Consider the following 17,713-nt stretch of genomic DNA (forward strand, 5'->3'; position numbering starts at 1 on the left):
TAGTGTTTTGGTTAAAATTTAACTTGATAAAGCTTCCTATCAAGTGACGAAGGTCAGACCTATACTTTTCTAAGTAAGATCTAGTCTAGGAGATGTACTCATTGGTTTTTTAAGTAAATGTTAGGTTTATAACTTTGGTTTTTCATTGGTTATTTTATAATGAGTTTTCTTTGGGACACGGTAAACTGAAATCCAGTTAGGTCGTTGAGTGTTTTACAGACAGTCTCTATAGAAGCGCTTCGTTTTATGCCACCATTATAGTGCTCATTGGTCAGTTTGCGCTGTATATCAATATCTATGGCATACCATCTGGAGATCTCGCCAAGGATTTCTTTTAAATCTTTGCTGTTAAAATAAAAATAGCCTTCTTTCCATGACAGCGCTTCCTCAATATCAGCTTTATTGACTTCGATCTCTCCCTGGCCGCTGATTGTTTCATGTCCAGCGGTTATGATCCTATTTTGTCGGCCATCAGTGACTTTGATACGGCCTTCGGTCAATATCGTCTTTATTTTGTTGCTGCCCAGGTGGGTATTAATGTTAAATGCTGTTCCTAATGCTTGCACCTCAGTACCATTGACATTGACCTTAAATGGATGCTTGGCATCTTTTGCAACTTCGAAATATGCTTCTCCCGTTACTTTTACGATCCGATCCTCGCCACTGAAGACAGATGGAAATTCAAGCTCGGATTGGGCATTAAGCCAAACTTTGGTACCATCCGCCAACTCAATGTTATAGGTTGCACCCGTTGGTATCGTAAGCTTGTGTATGGTAGGTTTTTGAGCCTTATTGTTCGAATAGTCCAGCCCATTTTGATGGATCTCAAGAGAAGTGCTCCCATCAGAGATTCGATCTGATAAATTGGTGCCTAATTCTACTTTACTCCCATCAGATAACGTCAAGGTTGCTTTTTTGCTTCCGGGCGTTATCATTGTATTGACTTGTGCGTTCTGTTGATCTGTTTTTAATATTCTTTGTTGGTAAAAGTAAAATGCAACGGATAATGTTAGGATTAATGCGGCTGCCATTGCTGCGATCTGTCTCCAACTTATTTTTATTTTATTGTTTTGTTGAGATCTTCCGATAATAGTTCGCCAGATTTCCTGCTTGTTGATGCTTTGGTGATACAGAAGTCTTTTGTTGATTTCCTCCATATCCAATCCTTGGTCTTCAATCCAGCTGTTGAGCTGAGGAAAGTCAATGGTTAGCTGCTCCAATTCTTGAAGTTCCTGATCGGATATTTCCTTTCGTATATAGAGAGAAACTAATTCTGCAGCTCTGAAATATTTCGAATCCATAATTCTATTTATTTTTGGACTTAGGTACTAATTTTGTTTTGATCCATACATTCTAACCTCGATACTTTGTTTATACAAAGACACGGATTGTGTTAAAATGGGTGAAAAGAAATTAAAAAAAATATTTAGTTCCAATTTTTCCGGTTTATTTAAGTAAAACAGAAGTATTCACTTTTGCCTAGTCTACAGTAAGACACGGAGGGGAGAAGAAAAGGTGAAAAGAATTTTAAAAAAATAATAAAAAAATATTTTTAATACTTCTATAGAATGGATTGAGCTGTTTGCGCAACAGGAGCAATGCTCGGCGTTTCTGTGTTTTGACCGTATTAATAGAAACGTTAAAATGTTCAGCAATCTCCTTATTGGATTTTTCGTCCAGATAAGCGAGCTTACAGATCTGTTGACAACCCTCGGGTAACCGCTCAATTGCTTTTTCCAAATGGCTAACAATTTCTGCATAAATCAATGCATCTAAAAATATTTTATCGTCCTGCTCATGGAAATCTGTATGCTGTATATATTTCTCAGATACTTTCAGGTCTCGGAGATAATTTAAAGAGGCATTTTTTACAGTGGTGAAGAGGTAACTTTTTTTTGCTGCACTGTGCGAGCTCAAGGAATAGGGCTTGTCAAGTAATTTAACAAATACATCCTGCACGATATCGTTTGCCGTTTCGTTGCATTGGACGATCCGCCACGAAAACTCCACAAGAGCAACATAGTACTGTTCAAATAATTGTTGAATGTGGACTTTGGTCAATGATTCCATGTGGTATTTTAAAGCCTATTCTACGATATTAATTTGTGTCGCGCGATAGATAATTGAGGTCTATTTTTCGGGATCAATATTACGTAAATTATTTTATATCGTAGGTATGTTGATCTTAAATCAAATCAAATATCTGTCCAAATTGAATGTCCTGTAATAAAAATGTATAGTCCCGACTGATTTATAATAGCGCAAATACAATGTCATCACTAGGATTTTTAAATGAGTTTGTTAGTCGTATATCCTGGGAAATGTAGGATACTTACCTCATGATTTGGGTAAGATGTTCATGCCAAATGTACTTTGTTGGTCGATGAGCTTCTTTCTACGCATATTTGTTTATACATTGTTAAGACATAGTCGTGTACATAGGTCAGGGTTTCGCTTGCCCCTTAATAATATCAAAATTTTGTGAGATATTTACGGGTAACTTAAATTATAAATTCAATCAATATGAACAAACTTCTTTTCTTTCTGGTGTTGTGTTTTTTTGTGTTTTCATCACGTGCGGACGTCCGTTTGCCAAGTATCCTGGCGAGCAATATGGTGTTACAGCAACAGTCGACCACAGCGTTGTGGGGCTGGGGCAAACCGCGAGAGAAGATAAAAATTACGACCTCTTGGAACAATAAGACCGTTGAGGTAACAGTAGATGGAAATGCCAATTGGCAAATTCCGGTTCAAACTCCGAAAGCTGGGGGACCCTATACGATTGTATTTGAAGCTGAAAATAAAATTGTCCTCGAAAATGTATTTATCGGTGAAGTTTGGGTCTGTAGTGGACAGTCCAATATGGAATGGAACTATTACAATGGTATTACCTCTATCAAGGATGAATTTTCACGGCTCGACAAATTTAATATCAAACTTTTTCAAGTTGCTAAAGCAACCTCGAAAGCCCCTCAAGATAATAATGAGGGAAACTGGATGGTCTGCGACAGCAACACGTTGAAAAATTTCAGTGCAGTTGCCTATTATTTCGGGAAGGTACTAAACAGAGAGCTGAATGTACCCATTGGATTGATCAGCAGTAATTGGGGTGGCACACCAGCAGAAGTTTGGATCCCCGGCGAACTCATTGAGAGCAACACAATTTTAAAAGATGCGGCAGAGAAAAAGAAGCCCTCATCTGGGTGGCCTATTGCTCCGGGGTACGCTTATAATGCGATGATTGCACCTTTGATTAATTTTAATGTGGCGGGTGTCATCTGGTATCAAGGGGAGAGCAACGTTGAGACAGCTTCAAGTTATACGCAATTAATGGATATCATGATAGGTTCATGGCGTAGAGCCTGGAACAAAAACTTTCCGTTTTATTATGTACAGATTGCCCCCAATAGGTATCGCAACTATAATGTAGGAGCATTGCTCAGAGAAGCTCAAGCTAAGAATCTGAGCACAGAAAAAACTGGAATGGTCGTCGTCTCAGATTTGGTAACTGATACGTTAAACATTCATCCTTCCAATAAGAAAGATGTGGGTTTACGTCTTGCAAATTATGCTCTTGCTGAAACATATGGTTTAAACATAGGGAGTTATAAAAGTCCAATGATTAAGTCTTTTGATGTGCGGGGAAATCAAGTTGTACTTGATTTTTATAATGCCGATGAGGGGTTAATGGTAAAAGGAAAGAAACTTAATGAAACTTTTATTGCTGGCGCGGACAAGATATTTTATCCCGCCACCGTGGAAATCAAGGGTAAACAGATGATCGTTTCAAATAAGGAAGTAAAAAATCCGGTCGCTGTTCGATATCAATTTAGCAATACTGGGATCGGTAATATTTTTAGCAAAAAAGGATTACCCATGGCGCCGTTCAGGACTGATGAATGGCCCGTTGATACGAGTAAGACAAAGTAGCATGATTCATTTTCTCGAAATAAGAATTGTTTCAAGAAAATGATAGTTTTAATAAAAAATATCATAATTAAAGGAATACTTGTCAATGTATTTTAAACCAACTGAAAGTTTAATTTTAAAGTATTTCATTTAAAAAATAAAAGTAGGGCTATGTAAGAACTTTGTTCGAACACAAAAATCCTTGATTTGAACACATACAAAAAAAAACACTTGATGAACTTTGTACCATAAAAAAAGAATTATTTATGAGCAAAAAGAAAGTATGGTTTATTTCGGGTGCGTCCAAAGGTATAGGTTTAGAGGTTGCAAAAACAATTTTAGCAAATGGTGACAGCGTTATTGCAACTTCACGCAGTTTAGAAGAACAGATTAAGAATATCAGTTTAGAAACAGAATTTTTTCTACCATTACAAGTAGATATTACCAATGAAACTGAAGTAAAATCAGCAATTGAAAAGGGAATTAGGAAATTCGGACATATAGATGTTATATTAAATAATGCAGGGTATTTTCTGGTTGGAAGTTTAGAGGAAATCAGTGACCTCGAATTTCGAAAAACGATGGATGTAAATGTTTTCGGAATGGTTAATATTATCCGAAACGCGATGCCTTATTTGCGTGGGCAACAATCTGGGCACATTATTAATATTTCATCCAATATGGGGTATATTGGATATGCCAATACCGGAAGTTATAACGCTTCTAAATTTGCTGTGATAGGTCTTTCGGAAGCATTGGCACAAGAAGTAAGGAAATTTGGAATTCATGTTACAGTAATTGCGCCAGGAATGTTTAGAACAAATTTCATGAGTGATAGTACATTAGCTGTAGCTAGCAATCATATTCCTGAATATCATGTTGCTAAACATGTTGCGGTACTAAAAGGATTTGATGGCAATCAACCTGGTGACCCTACAAAGTTAGCAAAAGTTTTGCGCGATTTGACGATGCATGATGAACCTCCATTACATTTGCCACTAGGTACAGATAGCTATGAATCAATATTACTTCACAGATCAAATGAAGCTAAAGAATTAGATGATTGGAAACAGATATCGCTCTCGACAGATTTTTAAATTATTTGTAAATTTACAAATATGAAGAAGAGATTTTCCGTACCGTATATCATCAAATCCATTTCGGAATTGCATCAACTTTTTGCACTTGCAAAACCGGATCATCCTTTAATCAGTGTGATTGATTTTGAAATCCTTAGTTATAAACATAGTGACGTATGGAAGTATTTTGCCAACGATTTTTATTGCATCACTATAAAAAAGGGAAGCAATGGAACGTTGAAATATGGACAAAGAGATTACGATTTTAATGAAGGCATGATGACGTTTACTAAACCGGGCCAAGTATTTTCGGTGAAAGCAGTTAGCGACAATCCTGTTACCGGGTATATGCTCGTTTTTAAATCCGAACTTATACGTCCCTATGCATTGGGTATAAATATCAGTGATTATGGTTTTTTTGATTATCAAATCGCTGAAGCTTTACACCTTTCAGCAAAGGAAGAAAAGATCATTTCTTCACTTTTGAAACAAATGCAGGAAGAACTAAAAGACAATATTGATAATTATAGTCAAGATGTGATCGTTTCACATCTTGACTTACTGCTAAACTATTCGAATCGATTTTATAACCGTCAATTTCTTAGCAGAAAGGCCATTAATAATGATCTGCTAGCCGATATTGAAAAAATCTTAAATAATTATTTCCATTCGGAATCTGGATTAAGTAGTGGATTGCCGACTGTACAATCGATCGCCTCTCAACTTAACATTTCACCAAATTATTTAAGTGATTTACTAAGAAATTCAATTGGTATGAACGCACAACAATATATTCAACAACATTTGATTGAAAAAGCGAAGGAACTTCTGGCTACTTCAAGAATGACGGTTGGTGAGATTGCCATTCAATTAGGGTTTGAATATTCCCAGTCGTTTAGCAAATTATTTAAAAAGGTGACCAATCAGACTCCAGTGGCTTTTCGTCAGTCCTTTAACTGATCAATTTTGTAGAATAGATTTTTTTATATATTTTTGTAACGTTCATTACATTAATAAAAGTGAAAGGGAGACCCAACATATACCAAAACGAGGAAATTATTCTAAATGCTCAGCAAGTATTTTGGAAAAAAGGGTATTTTGCTACTTCATTGACGGACTTGAGCAATGCAACTGGAGCAGGTGCAGGAAGCTTGTATAATAATTTCAAAGGTGGTAAGAAAGAGTTGTTCAAAAAAGCACTGCAACAAAGGAGAGCGGATTTTATGGCTTTTAAAGCTATATTGGAAAAAAGCGATACACCAATTACCTTGATTAAGGACTTTTTTTTAAATCTTGCACATGCAGATAAGATCGCCCATCAAAAAGGTTGCATCATTGCTAATACGATTGTAGAAATGAGTTGTACAGACGAGGAGCTTGAAAAGGAAGCGGCAGAAATACTGAAAGAAACTGAAGCTTTGTACAGGTACGCAATTGAGAGAGAAAAGGATAATAAAATTCTCAAAACAACTGTGCCTGCAGATGTGTTGGCAAAATACCTGGTTACGGTTTGGTGTGGCATCAATTCATTAAGAAGGCTATATCCTGATCCGAAAATACTTAAAGAGCAAATCAATCTACAACTTGAAATACTAAGATAATTTTTTTTACATATTTGTTTAACGATCATTACAAAAATAAAATGGATTTACAATTAAAAGGAAAACGTGCATTTATCAGTGGTTCTACCCAGGGTATTGGCTTTGCTGTCGCAGAGAAACTTTTACAGGAAGGGGCTTCTGTTGTCATCAATGGTAGGAGTGAGGCTAAAACACAACAGGCACTAGGAGACTTAAAAAAGCAATTTCCTAACAGTAATATCGATGCAATTGTGGCGGATTTTTCTAAGGTCGATGAAGTAGAAAAATTACTTTTAGTGCTGACGGACATTGATATTTTGGTCAACAATGTGGGAATATTCGGGATTGCTGACTTTTATACAACAGCTGACAAGGACTGGTACGATTATTTTGAGGTAAATGTTATGAGCGGAATGCGTCTGTCCAAGAAATTACTTCCAAGAATGATAGAGAAAAATTTTGGAAGAATTATTTTTATCAGCAGCGAATCAGGTGTGAATGTACCAGAAAATATGATCCATTACGGAATGTCAAAAGCGGCAATGAGCGCTTTGAGCAACGGATTATCCAAGTTAACCAAAGGAACTGAAGTAACTGTAAATACGATTTTGGGTGGTCCAACCTATTCCGATGGAGTTGCCCGGACCGTGGAACAAATTGCATCTTCAAATCATCTAGAAGTTGAGTCAATGAAAAATGCAATCATTACTCAATCCAATTCACATATTTTACTCCAGCGATTTATCGATCCGGTTGAAATTGCAAATTTAGCTGTTTATCTTTCAAGTCCACTCTCTATTGCAACTAACGGGTCTAGCTTAAGAGCAGATAGTGGTGTATTGAAAATTATATAATCCATATCGAATGTTTAGAATATCTATGGAGCAGTATATTGGACATCTGACTTGATCATACAATTCTTTGAATCTGTAAAAGCGATCTCTGGAATAACCCATTACTTTAGAGGATCTTGATACGTTTCCTAAGTGTTGAGCAAGTTCTAAAACACCCAATTTATTCTTGACGATTTTCTCTTGTGTAGTCAAAACTCTAATCTATTTTTCAGCTGTTAATTTATTGCAACTGTCAGATTAAGTCTTGACTACTTCAAATTATGTGAGAGCAGCCTTCATTTCAATTCTTCACGATCACTGCTGACGGCTGGTCTCTATGTTGTAAATAATCTTTTCTGCTTCAAATTGACCTTTAAAAATTAGTGCATAGATAATCAAAACAATAAGCCAATGTCTAATTTTTACACCTATCAATGCAGTCCCTAACAATATACCAATTGCGCCGATAGCAATTCGGAAATAAAGTATAGATTCATATTCCATCGCATACCAATAACACCCCTTGCAAAAATTGTATCGATAGAGCAAATAAGCATCTCCATAAGTAATTAAAATGTTGGAAAGAATTATTAATGTCCCAACTATCCGACAAAGGATGCAACTGGTTAGTATCTTATGAGTTGCTCTCTATTAAAGTAACGATCAAGTTAGTCATACCTTTTCAATTTTTAACAATATTCCAGTACTGTTAGGTTATTATCAAAAAGGGGATACCTCAGCACCGATTGTTTATTTTCTATAAGAACTGCTTTGTGGGCGATAAAAAAATCTACAAGTTCTTCAACACGTGTTTTATCTGTCAGCCATTTCGTTGTATAAATCATGAATATATTATTTTAAATTTTTTAATTCCTCCAGAAGGCTGTTCTGTTTATGAATGAAATGATCCAGACTATCTTTTTGAAAAGGATGTGCATTTTGGTATTTTTCAATTTCAGGTAGCGTCTTTCTGATTTTAAAAGCGGTATAGAGGCTTGTCAAGGTCTCACTATTTTTGTTGATCAGATCCATCCGTTCCTTTATATTTTTTACTTTAAGATCGTACTGGTCAGAACTGGCCGTAATTTCCTTTTCTACCTGTTGCCTGACTAATGAATCTGTGATAGATTTTGTCTGAAGATGAGCATCCTGATAATAAGAGGTAGAGGTATTAAGTATATTTTTATAGACGGCCAAAGTTTTTTCGGTTTCCTCGAAGGTGTCTACTATTTTGGTATTGAGCGCCGTCAGATTTTTATCGTTTTTAATCAATTCAAAATAGATACGGTTTACAGTCACCTCATCGCTCCGATAACTACTTTTAAAGGAATCGGAAGTTGACGAGCCCGCATTATCTACTACGTTGTCTACAGGGGAATTATCAGATTTATTTTCTCTGCAGGAGAGAATAGATAAGGCCATAACAGAAGCAAAAAACATTTTTTTCATACTCTATTTTTAGTGGTTTACAATTCATTGTATCTCATTGACTAAAATTAATCATTTCAATTCTATCACTGGTGATTAAAGGATATAATTTTATTTAATTATCGCATTTTGCGAGCGGTTAATGCAGTAGGAAAATTTATTAAAATAACTTGTTATAATTTCGTCCTTGATCTGATCTTTGGCATCGCAAGATAGTACTTATAGTCACCGGATTCCATGACACCATCGTCAAACCATTCATTATCCAGATACTTGTACATATCATTTAGGTAAGCTACCTCTTGGCTTACTTGATAGCAGGGGTGGAACCAAATCCAAAATCGCTCTCGTTTATTGTATGGATGGGGTAGCGGCAGGAGCATAGTACCTTGGAATAGATCTCCAGGATGTTTTTCGCTAAGATTTTTTAAATTTATACTCGTGAAATAAAAAGTAAGGTTATATTTTTGTCACTGATTATATGGATAATATTTTTGGTTGCAGGTTTGAGGCCTCTTTACTGTATGTGCCGTAGCAAATTTCACGGGAAATGCTATTACGTAAGAACTGACTGAAATAATGGAAAGTGAATTAAAATATAAAGTAATAAAACCTGACAAATCGCTTGCGGACTTTGTTGAAAGTTTTTGGCTTTTACAAAACCAATCAGACCTTGATAAAGAGGTTGTAGTATTGCCAGACGGAAGAGTTGATCTGTTTTTTACGCAATCTGCAACAGAGCCTTTCCACATTACGCTTTTGGGAATCGAAACGCAACCAGGCCAAGCGACCATTACGCCTTTACGACAAACTTATGCCATAAGTTTTAAACCGCTTGCAATAAAATATATTTTTCAAACCAACATCGCCAACTTAGTGGACAAGGGAACAATCTTGCCACCTAATTTTTGGAACTTTAGTGCGGACGACCTGAATGACTTTGATTTATTCTGCGAGAAAGCGACAAAAAAAATACAGTCACTTTTGCCAAGTGAAATAGACAACAGGAAACGAAAACTGTTTGAACTCATTTATTCATCAAATGGAGTGACTACAATCAAAGAACTTTCAGAAAAATCGTTTTGGAGTAGGCAACAGATCAATCGTTATTTCAATCAGCAATTCGGACTTACAGCAAAAGCATATTGTAATATTATCCGCTTCCGTGCTTCCTTTCAACACATCAAAGAAGGCAAATTGTTTCCACAACAAAACTTTGCCGACCAATCCCATTTCATTAAAGAAGTCAAGAAACTTTCTGGTGTTTCACCAAAAGAATTGTTGAAGAACCAAAATGAGCGTTTTATACAATTTTCAACGCTCGAGTCAAAGTAATTTTGTTCAGTCAAAAAATAAATTGTACTGGATATGAAATTACAAGGCAAGAAAATCGCAGTCGTTGGCGGCGGTCCTGGCGGACTCACGTTAGCCAAACTCTTACAATTAAAAGGAGCAAATGTAACAGTATATGAACGTGATATAAACAAAGAAGTTCGCCAACAGGGAGCAACACTAGACCTACACGAAGAAAGTGGTTTGGAAGCTCTTCGTAGAGCAAATTTGATGAACGAATTTAAGGCCAGCTTTCGACCAGACGCGGGACGCTTAAGAGTGTTAGACGACCAAGCCATTATCAAAATGGATGACCACGAGATTCAACATGATTATCAGGAAGATCGTCCTGAAATTGATCGTGCCCCTTTGCGCGATATTTTAATAAACTCATTGCATGAAGATACTATTATTTGGGATAGTCAGTTCATTTCAATGGAAAAACAGGAGAATGGCTGGCTTTTGCATTTCAAAAACGGAAAATCTTTTTACGCTGACATTGTCGTTGCAGCTGATGGTGGAAACTCAAAAATCCGTTCTCACATTACCGACATTAAGCCAATTTATTCTGGCGTTACGATTGTTGAAGGTAATATTTACAACGCCGAAAAAAACGCGCCGAAACTTTGGGAAATCACAAAAGGGGGAAAAGTTTTTGCTCTTGGAAACGAACAATCAATTATCTTAAGTACAAAAGGAGAGGGCAGTTTATCGTTTTATACCGGTTGTAAAGTTTCCGAAAATTGGGTGCAGGAAAGCGGCATTGACTTCAACAACAAAGAACAAGTTTTTGATTGGTTTAAAGTCGCGTTCTCGTCATGGAGTGACCAATGGCAAGAGCTTTTTGCAAGTAATGAAATTTGGTGTATGCCACGTCCGCAATATCATTTTCCATTAGATCAAACTTGGACAACATTACCAAACTTGACAATGCTTGGCGATGCGGCTCATCGTATGCCACCATACGCAGGCGAGGGGGTAAATCAAGCCATGCAAGACGCTTTTGAATTGGCAGAAAATTTGACAAGTGACAATTTTCCAGACATTCAGACTGCAATTTCAGATTACGAAAAACAAATGCAGGCAAGAGCAGCAGCAGTAACAAAAGATACTTTAGTAAACACTGAAATATTACACACTGAAAGTGGGCTTGACAAATTGTTGACTATGTTCAACAAGGGGATATAAAACACACTGATTTTTTCGGGTGATGAAATAGTGAAACTAAAAGCAGAAAAGCTGTAGAGTCTACAGCTTTTTTATGCTAACTGATCAACGGTTTTTGAAATCTCCATCTTGTCAGCTGTAAGTATTTTTATTCGGTAATTTTGTTTCTATTTATGTTATACAAATCAAAATTCGGATGTTTCCAAAATCTTTCAAATCCCAATTTTGGCATTACTTCAATCTCTGATGAATATATTGGGTAAATTCCTTTTATATAAATTTTGTATTTGGCACCAATATCAAGATTGTTATAGTCACTTTTATTATTAAAAATTGAAGGAGCAAATACTAAAAATCCGTCCATTTCAGAATCATCAGAGATTTTTTCTTGAAAATCAATAGGATCGCCATAAGAAAAAGGGCATTTATCTCGTAACTGATTAGCTAAATAGCCCACAACTCTTCCCCAAGAAAAATTATCTGATCTAACCGTTAAAGTGAGTTCGGGTCTGCCATTTTTCCAATCGGGATGATTTCCTAAAGAAAGCCCATAGGTAAATGATGTTATCATTCCCTTTTCAGGAATATTTTCGTAAACAATTGTTGTAACACCAGGAAGGCTTTTATCTAAACTATCTTCTTTAAACAAAAGAGGTTCTTTCTTAAAGATTTTATTTAGATGATTTAAATACTGTTCCGATGGTGACAATTTTTTCTTAAATAAATTTTTAAACATATTTTACTATGAGAATGTTTTGTAAGTCTTAAAAAGAAAGCAGACAAATTGCTAGAGCGTATTTTCCTTTATAAATCTATTAATTTTTGATTTAAATATTCAGTCTTTCTGTTGAAAAAGTATTTGTTTTTTTATTTCTCTTCTTTTTCTTCAATATCAAATTCCCGCGACCGTAATAAACATCCGAACGCGTGAGATTATTCAGTGATTCGTGATATCGGTTGTTATTATACCTATCCACAAACTTTTTTGAGGCTACTATGTGTTTCTTGGCATAATAAAATCTATCAAGATTAACTACATTTTTTATTGTTCTGTGATAGCGTTCAATTTTATCGTTGTCTGTTTCGATATCATTATGTAAATTTATTACGCCATAGGCCATATACTATTTACATGAAGACCATATTTGTTTTTTTAGTCTTACTGCTATTCGTTTATCCATTGTTTGCGCAAAGCGATAAATTGTTAGGTAGATGGGTTTTAGACTTTGCATTGACTGAAGACAATTCACTTGTTCCTTTAGATCATCTCTATTTTTCCAACGAGGTTATTTATGAAATAAGTCCGAATAAGATGAAGATATCAGCTTTTACATTTGACACGAAATATATTGACGATAATGAGATCGACCTGGGGCACATGAAGCTAAACTTTCAACATATCATTAAATCCCGTTATAGGAAAGGAATTTCAAAAGTTATTGATTAATAAAACAGAGATAGAATAATTTTTTTCAGCCATCAGACCAAATCGGCTAACATTCAATTTCAGGATGTAATCGGGTAAAAATTGAATGTTAGCCTTATTTAACCATGGTATTTAGAGAAGCAAAAATTGAAGATATAGCACAAATCCAGATATCCGATCCGGCCCTTGTTAGTGATAAAGATTGTGAAGAGTTTTTATTTGAAAGAGGGAAAGGCTGGGGGTGCGAAATAGATAACCAAATTGTAGGATTTGCAATTGCAGATTTAAAGGAAAATAATATATGGGCGTTATTTCTGACCCCAGAATCTGAAGGGAAGGAAATCGGACGCAGGTTACAGAAAATAATGCTCGACTGGTATTTTTCCACGGGAAAAGAATTTGTTTGGCTTGGAACGGCCCCAAATACAGGAGCAAAAGAATTCTATACGAAATCAGGTTGGGTAAAGAACGGATTCCAGGACTGGAATGATGAATATAAGAATCCGGCAAAACCGAAATTCCGATATCTTTGCGAACGAGCGCCAGACGGACATTCAAGATGAAATTAAAAGAAAGAAAAAATTGCCCAATGACTGATATATTTAAAAATTACTTGTCCTTAACAGGGGCACTCTCAGCCGCGGAAATTAACTTTTCCTCGAATTTCTTCAAGCCGATCAGCTTGAAGAAAGGTGATTTTTTTATTCGAGAGGGTGATACTTGCCGTTATATTGGATTTATTGTTCATGGCGCCGTAAAGGCTTATGCTATCGACAATGAAGGAAAAGAAAATATAACCTGCTTTAAGTTTGAAAATGAATTTGCCACCTCGTTTCCGGAATTTGTGGCGCAGGAAAAATCCAGAAGGAGCATCAGGGCGATAGAAGATAGCATAATCTATGGAATAAGCTATCCAGACTATCTACATCTGCTTGGTCAGGTTACCACCTGGAACGGTATTATAAAATCGGTGATGGAGTGGGAGTATAACCAAAAGGAGCTTTACCTGCTTAATTATAATAATAAGTCGGCTGTGGATAAATACCGTCATGTCTTGATGAACGAACCGATGCTCGTCCGTCGTATAGCGACACAAGATCTGGCATCGTACCTAGGCGTCACGCAACGGTCGCTTACCCGGGCCAAGGGACAATTGTATAGACCCAAGGAATTATAGGACAAATGTCCTTATTCGTTCCTGACCAGCGATGTAGATTTGCACAAAAAAATATGTTACGTCACATTGCTCCCGAGGTGGTTCAGATTTCGCTGATGCCACGAAACAGTATTAACTGCTATATTATCGAAGGTGTATTGATAGACTCCGGAATACGGAGTTCGTATACCACTGTAAAGAAAGCCCTCAAGGAAATACCTGTTTACCAACATGTTCTTACGCATGCGCATGCGGATCACCAGGGCTGTAGCGATCAGCTATGCAAAGAGTTCGCGATACCTTTGCTCTGTAATCCCGCCGAAGTTTTTAGGACCGAAACGGGTATGGTAACCAAGGATTATCCAAGGCCACAACATTGGATAGCAAAACTTCAACAAAAGTATTGGGCGGGGCAGGGACATCAAGTCCAAAGAACAATTGTTGAGAACGATAAGATTGGAAACTTTCAGGTCATAGAGACACCCGGACATTCGGCAGGTCATATCTCATTATTCCGTGAGCGAGATGGTGTACTTATCATTGGAGATGTGGCGACAAATATGAACCTGCTAACAACTGCGACAGGTCTACAGCTTCCGCCAAATCTATTCACCACAGATCAGCAGCGCAACATCAAATCGCTGCAGAAGCTTACAAAACTGAATCCTGCCATTATCTGTTTCGGTCATGGTCCGATCATGATCAATAAAAATCGGAAGTTTGAGCAATTTGTGGCTAAATGCAGCGAGTTTTAATGTCAACTTCGTTGGAGTTGGAACAAAAAAAGATGATCAGCCGGACAGTATTTCGCGAAAAACCTCCGCGGGTAGAATATATATTAACAGACCGTTCCCGCTATGCATTACCTGTAATTCAGGTACTGAAGGAATATGGCGAATTATTGATTTCACTTGAAGCGGACAATATCTATTAGTAGTGTTTGGCAATACTGGAATTGCAACAATAAAATGGACACCTAGTTAAGCTGCAATATTTTGTTTATTTATTTTTCTAGTAAACTCCTCTGGTGATAAGTATCCTAAGGCAGAATGTTGCCTTTTTCGGTTGTACCAAGTCTCAATATATTCAAAGACAATAAGCGCAGCTTGCTTCCTGTGAGCGAATTTATGCTGATATATACATTCCGCTTTCAGTGTCTTGAAAAAACTTTCAGCGACAGCATTATCCCAGCAATTTCCCTTTCTACTCATGCTTCTTATGATGAGTGGATTTTTTTCCACCATAGAGCTGAACTCATGACAGGCATACTGTACGCCACGATCGGAATGGAATATTAGTTTCTGGGTGATTGGCCTTGCTTTTTGTGCCATTTTAAAAGCAGAAATCACCGTATCTACCGCATTCATAGTCTCACTTAAAGCCCATCCAATTACTTTTCGATCTCCCAGATCGATTACAGTTGTCAGATACAACCATCCCTGCTGCGTTTTGATGTAAGTGATGTCTGATACCCATACTGCACCAAGTGTTCCCGGTTTAAAATCACGGTCCAATATATTCTCCGGTACCGAAAACTTATGGGTGGAGTCTGTGGTCACCTTAAATTTTTTCTTGACAATACTTCTTAACCCGGCCTTTCTCATCAGTTTGGCTACCCTCACTCTGGATATTTTAATATTCTTTTTGTGTAGTTCTCTGGTAATACGCGGACTGCCGTAAGTATTTTTACTTCTTATAAATGCATCCTGGATTTCCATAGTAATCTGTTGGTTTTCAATACTTCTATTTGAAGGGATACCCTTTAAAAAGTTGTAGTAGCCCGCTCTGCTCACCTTGAACACCTGACACATCTTCTCGACTGAAAATATTTCCCTATTGTCCCTTATGAACCTGAATATTTGGTGTCGCTCTTGGAGAAGATGCTTACAGCCTTCTTTAATATATCCCGTTCCATCTGTGTCTCCCGAAGTTCTTTTCTTAATCGTGCTAACTCCTGTTCACTCTCACTCAAGATAACTTTTCCATTCCCAGAGAAACTACTTCCTTGTTTTACAGAATGTTCCTTTCGCCACCTATACAATAATGCTGGGCTAATATCCAGTTCCCTGGCCAGCGCGCTAAGGTCGCTACGCGTGTTGCTCAGTTCAACGCTCATCAGTTTGAACTCTTTGGTATAAACTTTTCTTTCTCTTGACATAAGTCTGTTAAGTTATTAAATTCTCTTAACTTAATGTCCAGTCAAATGTAGCAACTTCAATACTGTATCTTGATACTATGTAATTGCTGAGTTATACGGAGAGATATACCGGAGTGGCTGGATGCCAAACAATGGCAGATGACCCTTTTATTTCAGGTAAACCACCGGATGAGAAAGTACAATTCCTTCTATATTAATCAAAAAGACAAGATTATTTTTTTAGAAATTACACAAATCTTCCTTGTTGAAAAATGAAGACTAATTTTCTATACGCTAAAATTTATTTAAGACAGTACAGATTTCATTCTTTTCAATTTTATGGTGGTTGATCGTTCATTAACTTTACTTTAATAATCATGATGTAATACGAAGTGATCTGATAAGCCCGTCTTCGAATTCAAAATAGTACTTTAATAGGATTGGACTTCCGGGAAAGGTTCCTGAGATCTCCGCTGTTAATACCGCTTGATCTACGTTTCCGTCATATTGGAGAGGTTTAATGATCGTTTTGTATTTATTATTAGCCTCTTCTATCCAATCTTTTATTTCTGTCCTGCCGATGTGTGCGTGCCCTTCATCATAGACTTTTGCTGTATGAGCAAAACAATTTGAGTAATCTAGGCTATCAAAGTTATCCTGTGCTTTTATTAATGTTGTTATGACTTTTGGTAAATCCATTGCTTTTATTTTTTTATTGTTTAAAAATTATATAGGCTGAAATAAATAGTCCGTTAGATTGTTGGAAGTGTTCCGCCATCAATGACAAATTCAGTTCCAGTCAAATAGCCAGCTCTGGGCGAAACCAGAAACCCTACCAATTCAGCAACTTCCTCCGGAAAGGCTGGTCTGCCGTAAGGAATCCCTCCAAGAGCCTCCATTACACTCTGCTTGGCTTCTTCAACTGATATTCCGGAGCTTGCGGCGATTCTTTCCATCATTCTACCTGACGCTTCAGTCATGATCCAACCCGGAGAAACTGTAAGTACACGGATTCCTTTTGCGGACACTTCTTTGGAAAGCCCCTTGCTGTAATTGATCAAACCTGCTTTTGCAGCCGCGTAGGGGAGTGTTGAATCATGGAGTGGAAGTTTACCCTGGATCGAGGCGATGTGTATGATGACCCCGCTTTTATTTTCTATCATCTGTGGTAAAAAAGCTTTGTCGAGGCGTACTGGTGCCAGGAGATTCATTTGTATTGATTCTTCCCAGTCACTATCCTTCAATACTGCAAAGCCACCGCCAGGAGTGTCAGAACCACCGAGATTATTCACCAGAATATCCACTCGGCCGAATTTGCTTATTGCATCCCTATAAACAGTTTCTGCGCTGCCAGCTTTGCTCAGATCCGCTGCTATAAAATGCACGTTATTATCCAGTTCTTCCGGTGGATTTCTTGCTGTAATGATCACCTTTGCGCCAGCGTATTTTAAACGTTCGGCTATAGCTTTTCCAGCGCCTTTCGTACCACCTGTTACCACTGCCACCTTATCAATAAGCTCGTTCTGATAATCTAAATTGTTACTCATCTTTTCTTATTTTTTTGTCTATTCAATCCGCTATTGGCGAAAATATCTATTCCGTTGTACAAATTTGCGGAGTATCATAGGATCTCACAAGTACGGAGTTACGATTCAAATAGGGATAA

Annotated in this window: 19 protein-coding genes and 1 pseudogene; 12 read left to right on the forward strand and 8 right to left on the reverse strand. The window is 37.0% G+C overall.

Going from position 1 to position 17,713, the window contains the following annotated elements:
• Positions 1-149 precede the first annotated feature (149 nt).
• Together OGI71_RS03185 and OGI71_RS03190 are read right to left on the reverse strand one after the other, a co-directional pair.
• Positions 150-1,301, reverse strand: coding sequence for a FecR family protein (locus tag OGI71_RS03185; protein WP_282253848.1), 1,152 nt, complete (start codon positions 1,299-1,301; stop codon positions 150-152).
• A gap of 226 nt (positions 1,302-1,527) precedes the next feature.
• Positions 1,528-2,070 (reverse strand): RNA polymerase sigma-70 factor, encoded by a 543-nt coding sequence (locus tag OGI71_RS03190; protein ID WP_282253849.1) that lies wholly within the window; start codon positions 2,068-2,070, stop codon positions 1,528-1,530.
• A gap of 453 nt (positions 2,071-2,523) precedes the next feature.
• On the opposite strand from OGI71_RS03190, the gene OGI71_RS03195 reads away from it, so the two are divergent.
• The 5 genes from OGI71_RS03195 (at position 2,524) to OGI71_RS03215 (ending at position 7,422) form a co-directional block, all read left to right on the forward strand.
• Positions 2,524-3,930 (forward strand): sialate O-acetylesterase, encoded by a 1,407-nt coding sequence (locus OGI71_RS03195; RefSeq protein ID WP_282253850.1) that lies wholly within the window; start codon positions 2,524-2,526, stop codon positions 3,928-3,930.
• A gap of 245 nt (positions 3,931-4,175) precedes the next feature.
• Positions 4,176-5,006: an SDR family oxidoreductase gene (locus tag OGI71_RS03200; protein WP_282253851.1), complete on the forward strand. Its 831-nt coding sequence runs from the start codon at positions 4,176-4,178 to the stop codon at positions 5,004-5,006.
• Positions 5,007-5,027: 21 nt separating this feature from the next.
• Positions 5,028-5,948, forward strand: coding sequence for an AraC family transcriptional regulator (locus OGI71_RS03205; protein WP_282253852.1), 921 nt, complete (start codon positions 5,028-5,030; stop codon positions 5,946-5,948).
• A gap of 59 nt (positions 5,949-6,007) precedes the next feature.
• On the forward strand, positions 6,008-6,589 hold the full coding sequence (locus OGI71_RS03210; protein ID WP_282253853.1) for a TetR/AcrR family transcriptional regulator: 582 nt from the start codon (positions 6,008-6,010) through the stop codon (positions 6,587-6,589).
• A 41-nt stretch (positions 6,590-6,630) separates the two neighbouring features.
• Positions 6,631-7,422 (forward strand): SDR family oxidoreductase, encoded by a 792-nt coding sequence (locus OGI71_RS03215; protein WP_282253854.1) that lies wholly within the window; start codon positions 6,631-6,633, stop codon positions 7,420-7,422.
• Between the two features lie 54 nt (positions 7,423-7,476).
• On the opposite strand, the pseudogene OGI71_RS03220 reads toward OGI71_RS03215, so the two are convergent.
• Positions 7,477-7,614 (reverse strand): annotated as a pseudogene (locus OGI71_RS03220) (helix-turn-helix domain-containing protein); the annotation flags it as partial.
• Positions 7,615-8,253: 639 nt separating this feature from the next.
• Positions 8,254-8,850 (reverse strand): hypothetical protein, encoded by a 597-nt coding sequence (locus OGI71_RS03225; protein WP_282253855.1) that lies wholly within the window; start codon positions 8,848-8,850, stop codon positions 8,254-8,256.
• Between the two features lie 558 nt (positions 8,851-9,408).
• Between OGI71_RS03225 and OGI71_RS03230 the strand changes: the two genes are divergently transcribed.
• Together OGI71_RS03230 and OGI71_RS03235 are read left to right on the forward strand one after the other, a co-directional pair.
• The gene (locus OGI71_RS03230) at positions 9,409-10,164 is read left to right on the forward strand and encodes an AraC family transcriptional regulator (RefSeq protein ID WP_282253856.1); all 756 of its coding nucleotides are present in this window, start codon (positions 9,409-9,411) and stop codon (positions 10,162-10,164) included.
• Positions 10,165-10,197: 33 nt separating this feature from the next.
• Entirely contained in the window at positions 10,198-11,349 is a 1,152-nt protein-coding gene (locus OGI71_RS03235; RefSeq protein ID WP_282253857.1) for an NAD(P)/FAD-dependent oxidoreductase, read from the forward strand.
• A 127-nt stretch (positions 11,350-11,476) separates the two neighbouring features.
• Here OGI71_RS03235 and OGI71_RS03240 read toward each other — a convergent pair whose 3' ends face one another.
• On the reverse strand, positions 11,477-12,064 hold the full coding sequence (locus OGI71_RS03240) for a suppressor of fused domain protein (protein WP_282253858.1): 588 nt from the start codon (positions 12,062-12,064) through the stop codon (positions 11,477-11,479).
• Positions 12,065-12,460: 396 nt separating this feature from the next.
• Here OGI71_RS03240 and OGI71_RS03245 point away from each other — a divergent pair, with 396 nt between their 5' ends.
• From OGI71_RS03245 to OGI71_RS03265, 5 genes are all read left to right on the forward strand, one after another.
• The gene (locus OGI71_RS03245) at positions 12,461-12,775 is read left to right on the forward strand and encodes a hypothetical protein (RefSeq protein ID WP_282253859.1); all 315 of its coding nucleotides are present in this window, start codon (positions 12,461-12,463) and stop codon (positions 12,773-12,775) included.
• A 104-nt stretch (positions 12,776-12,879) separates the two neighbouring features.
• The gene (locus OGI71_RS03250; RefSeq protein WP_282253860.1) at positions 12,880-13,317 is read left to right on the forward strand and encodes a GNAT family N-acetyltransferase; all 438 of its coding nucleotides are present in this window, start codon (positions 12,880-12,882) and stop codon (positions 13,315-13,317) included.
• Between the two features lie 26 nt (positions 13,318-13,343).
• Positions 13,344-13,931 carry a Crp/Fnr family transcriptional regulator gene (locus OGI71_RS03255; protein WP_282253861.1) on the forward strand — a complete coding sequence of 196 codons (588 nt, stop codon included), beginning with the start codon at positions 13,344-13,346 and terminating at the stop codon, positions 13,929-13,931.
• Positions 13,932-13,984: 53 nt separating this feature from the next.
• Positions 13,985-14,665 carry an MBL fold metallo-hydrolase gene (locus OGI71_RS03260; protein ID WP_282253862.1) on the forward strand — a complete coding sequence of 227 codons (681 nt, stop codon included), beginning with the start codon at positions 13,985-13,987 and terminating at the stop codon, positions 14,663-14,665.
• Positions 14,650-14,844, forward strand: a complete 195-nt coding sequence (locus OGI71_RS03265) for a winged helix-turn-helix transcriptional regulator (RefSeq protein ID WP_282253863.1) — start codon at positions 14,650-14,652, stop codon at positions 14,842-14,844. The genes OGI71_RS03260 and OGI71_RS03265 overlap by 16 nt, the downstream gene beginning before the upstream one ends.
• Positions 14,845-14,890: 46 nt before the next feature.
• On the opposite strand, the gene OGI71_RS03270 is transcribed toward OGI71_RS03265, so the two are convergent.
• From OGI71_RS03270 to OGI71_RS03280, 3 genes are all read right to left on the reverse strand, one after another.
• Positions 14,891-16,068 (reverse strand): IS3 family transposase gene (locus OGI71_RS03270; protein WP_282251020.1). Its coding sequence is split into 2 segments (ribosomal slippage): positions 14,891-15,798 and positions 15,798-16,068, totalling 1,179 coding nucleotides; the frame shifts between segments, so codons are not numbered across the junction.
• A gap of 354 nt (positions 16,069-16,422) precedes the next feature.
• Complete coding sequence (locus OGI71_RS03275; protein WP_282253864.1) at positions 16,423-16,746, reverse strand: nuclear transport factor 2 family protein; 324 nt, start codon at positions 16,744-16,746, stop codon at positions 16,423-16,425.
• 53 nt (positions 16,747-16,799) lie between these two features.
• Positions 16,800-17,594, reverse strand: a complete 795-nt coding sequence (locus OGI71_RS03280; protein ID WP_282253865.1) for an SDR family oxidoreductase — start codon at positions 17,592-17,594, stop codon at positions 16,800-16,802.
• Positions 17,595-17,713: the final 119 nt, after the last annotated feature.

Origin of the sequence: Sphingobacterium sp. ML3W, assembly GCF_029542085.1 — a bacterium.
Lineage (GTDB): Bacteria > Bacteroidota > Bacteroidia > Sphingobacteriales > Sphingobacteriaceae > Sphingobacterium.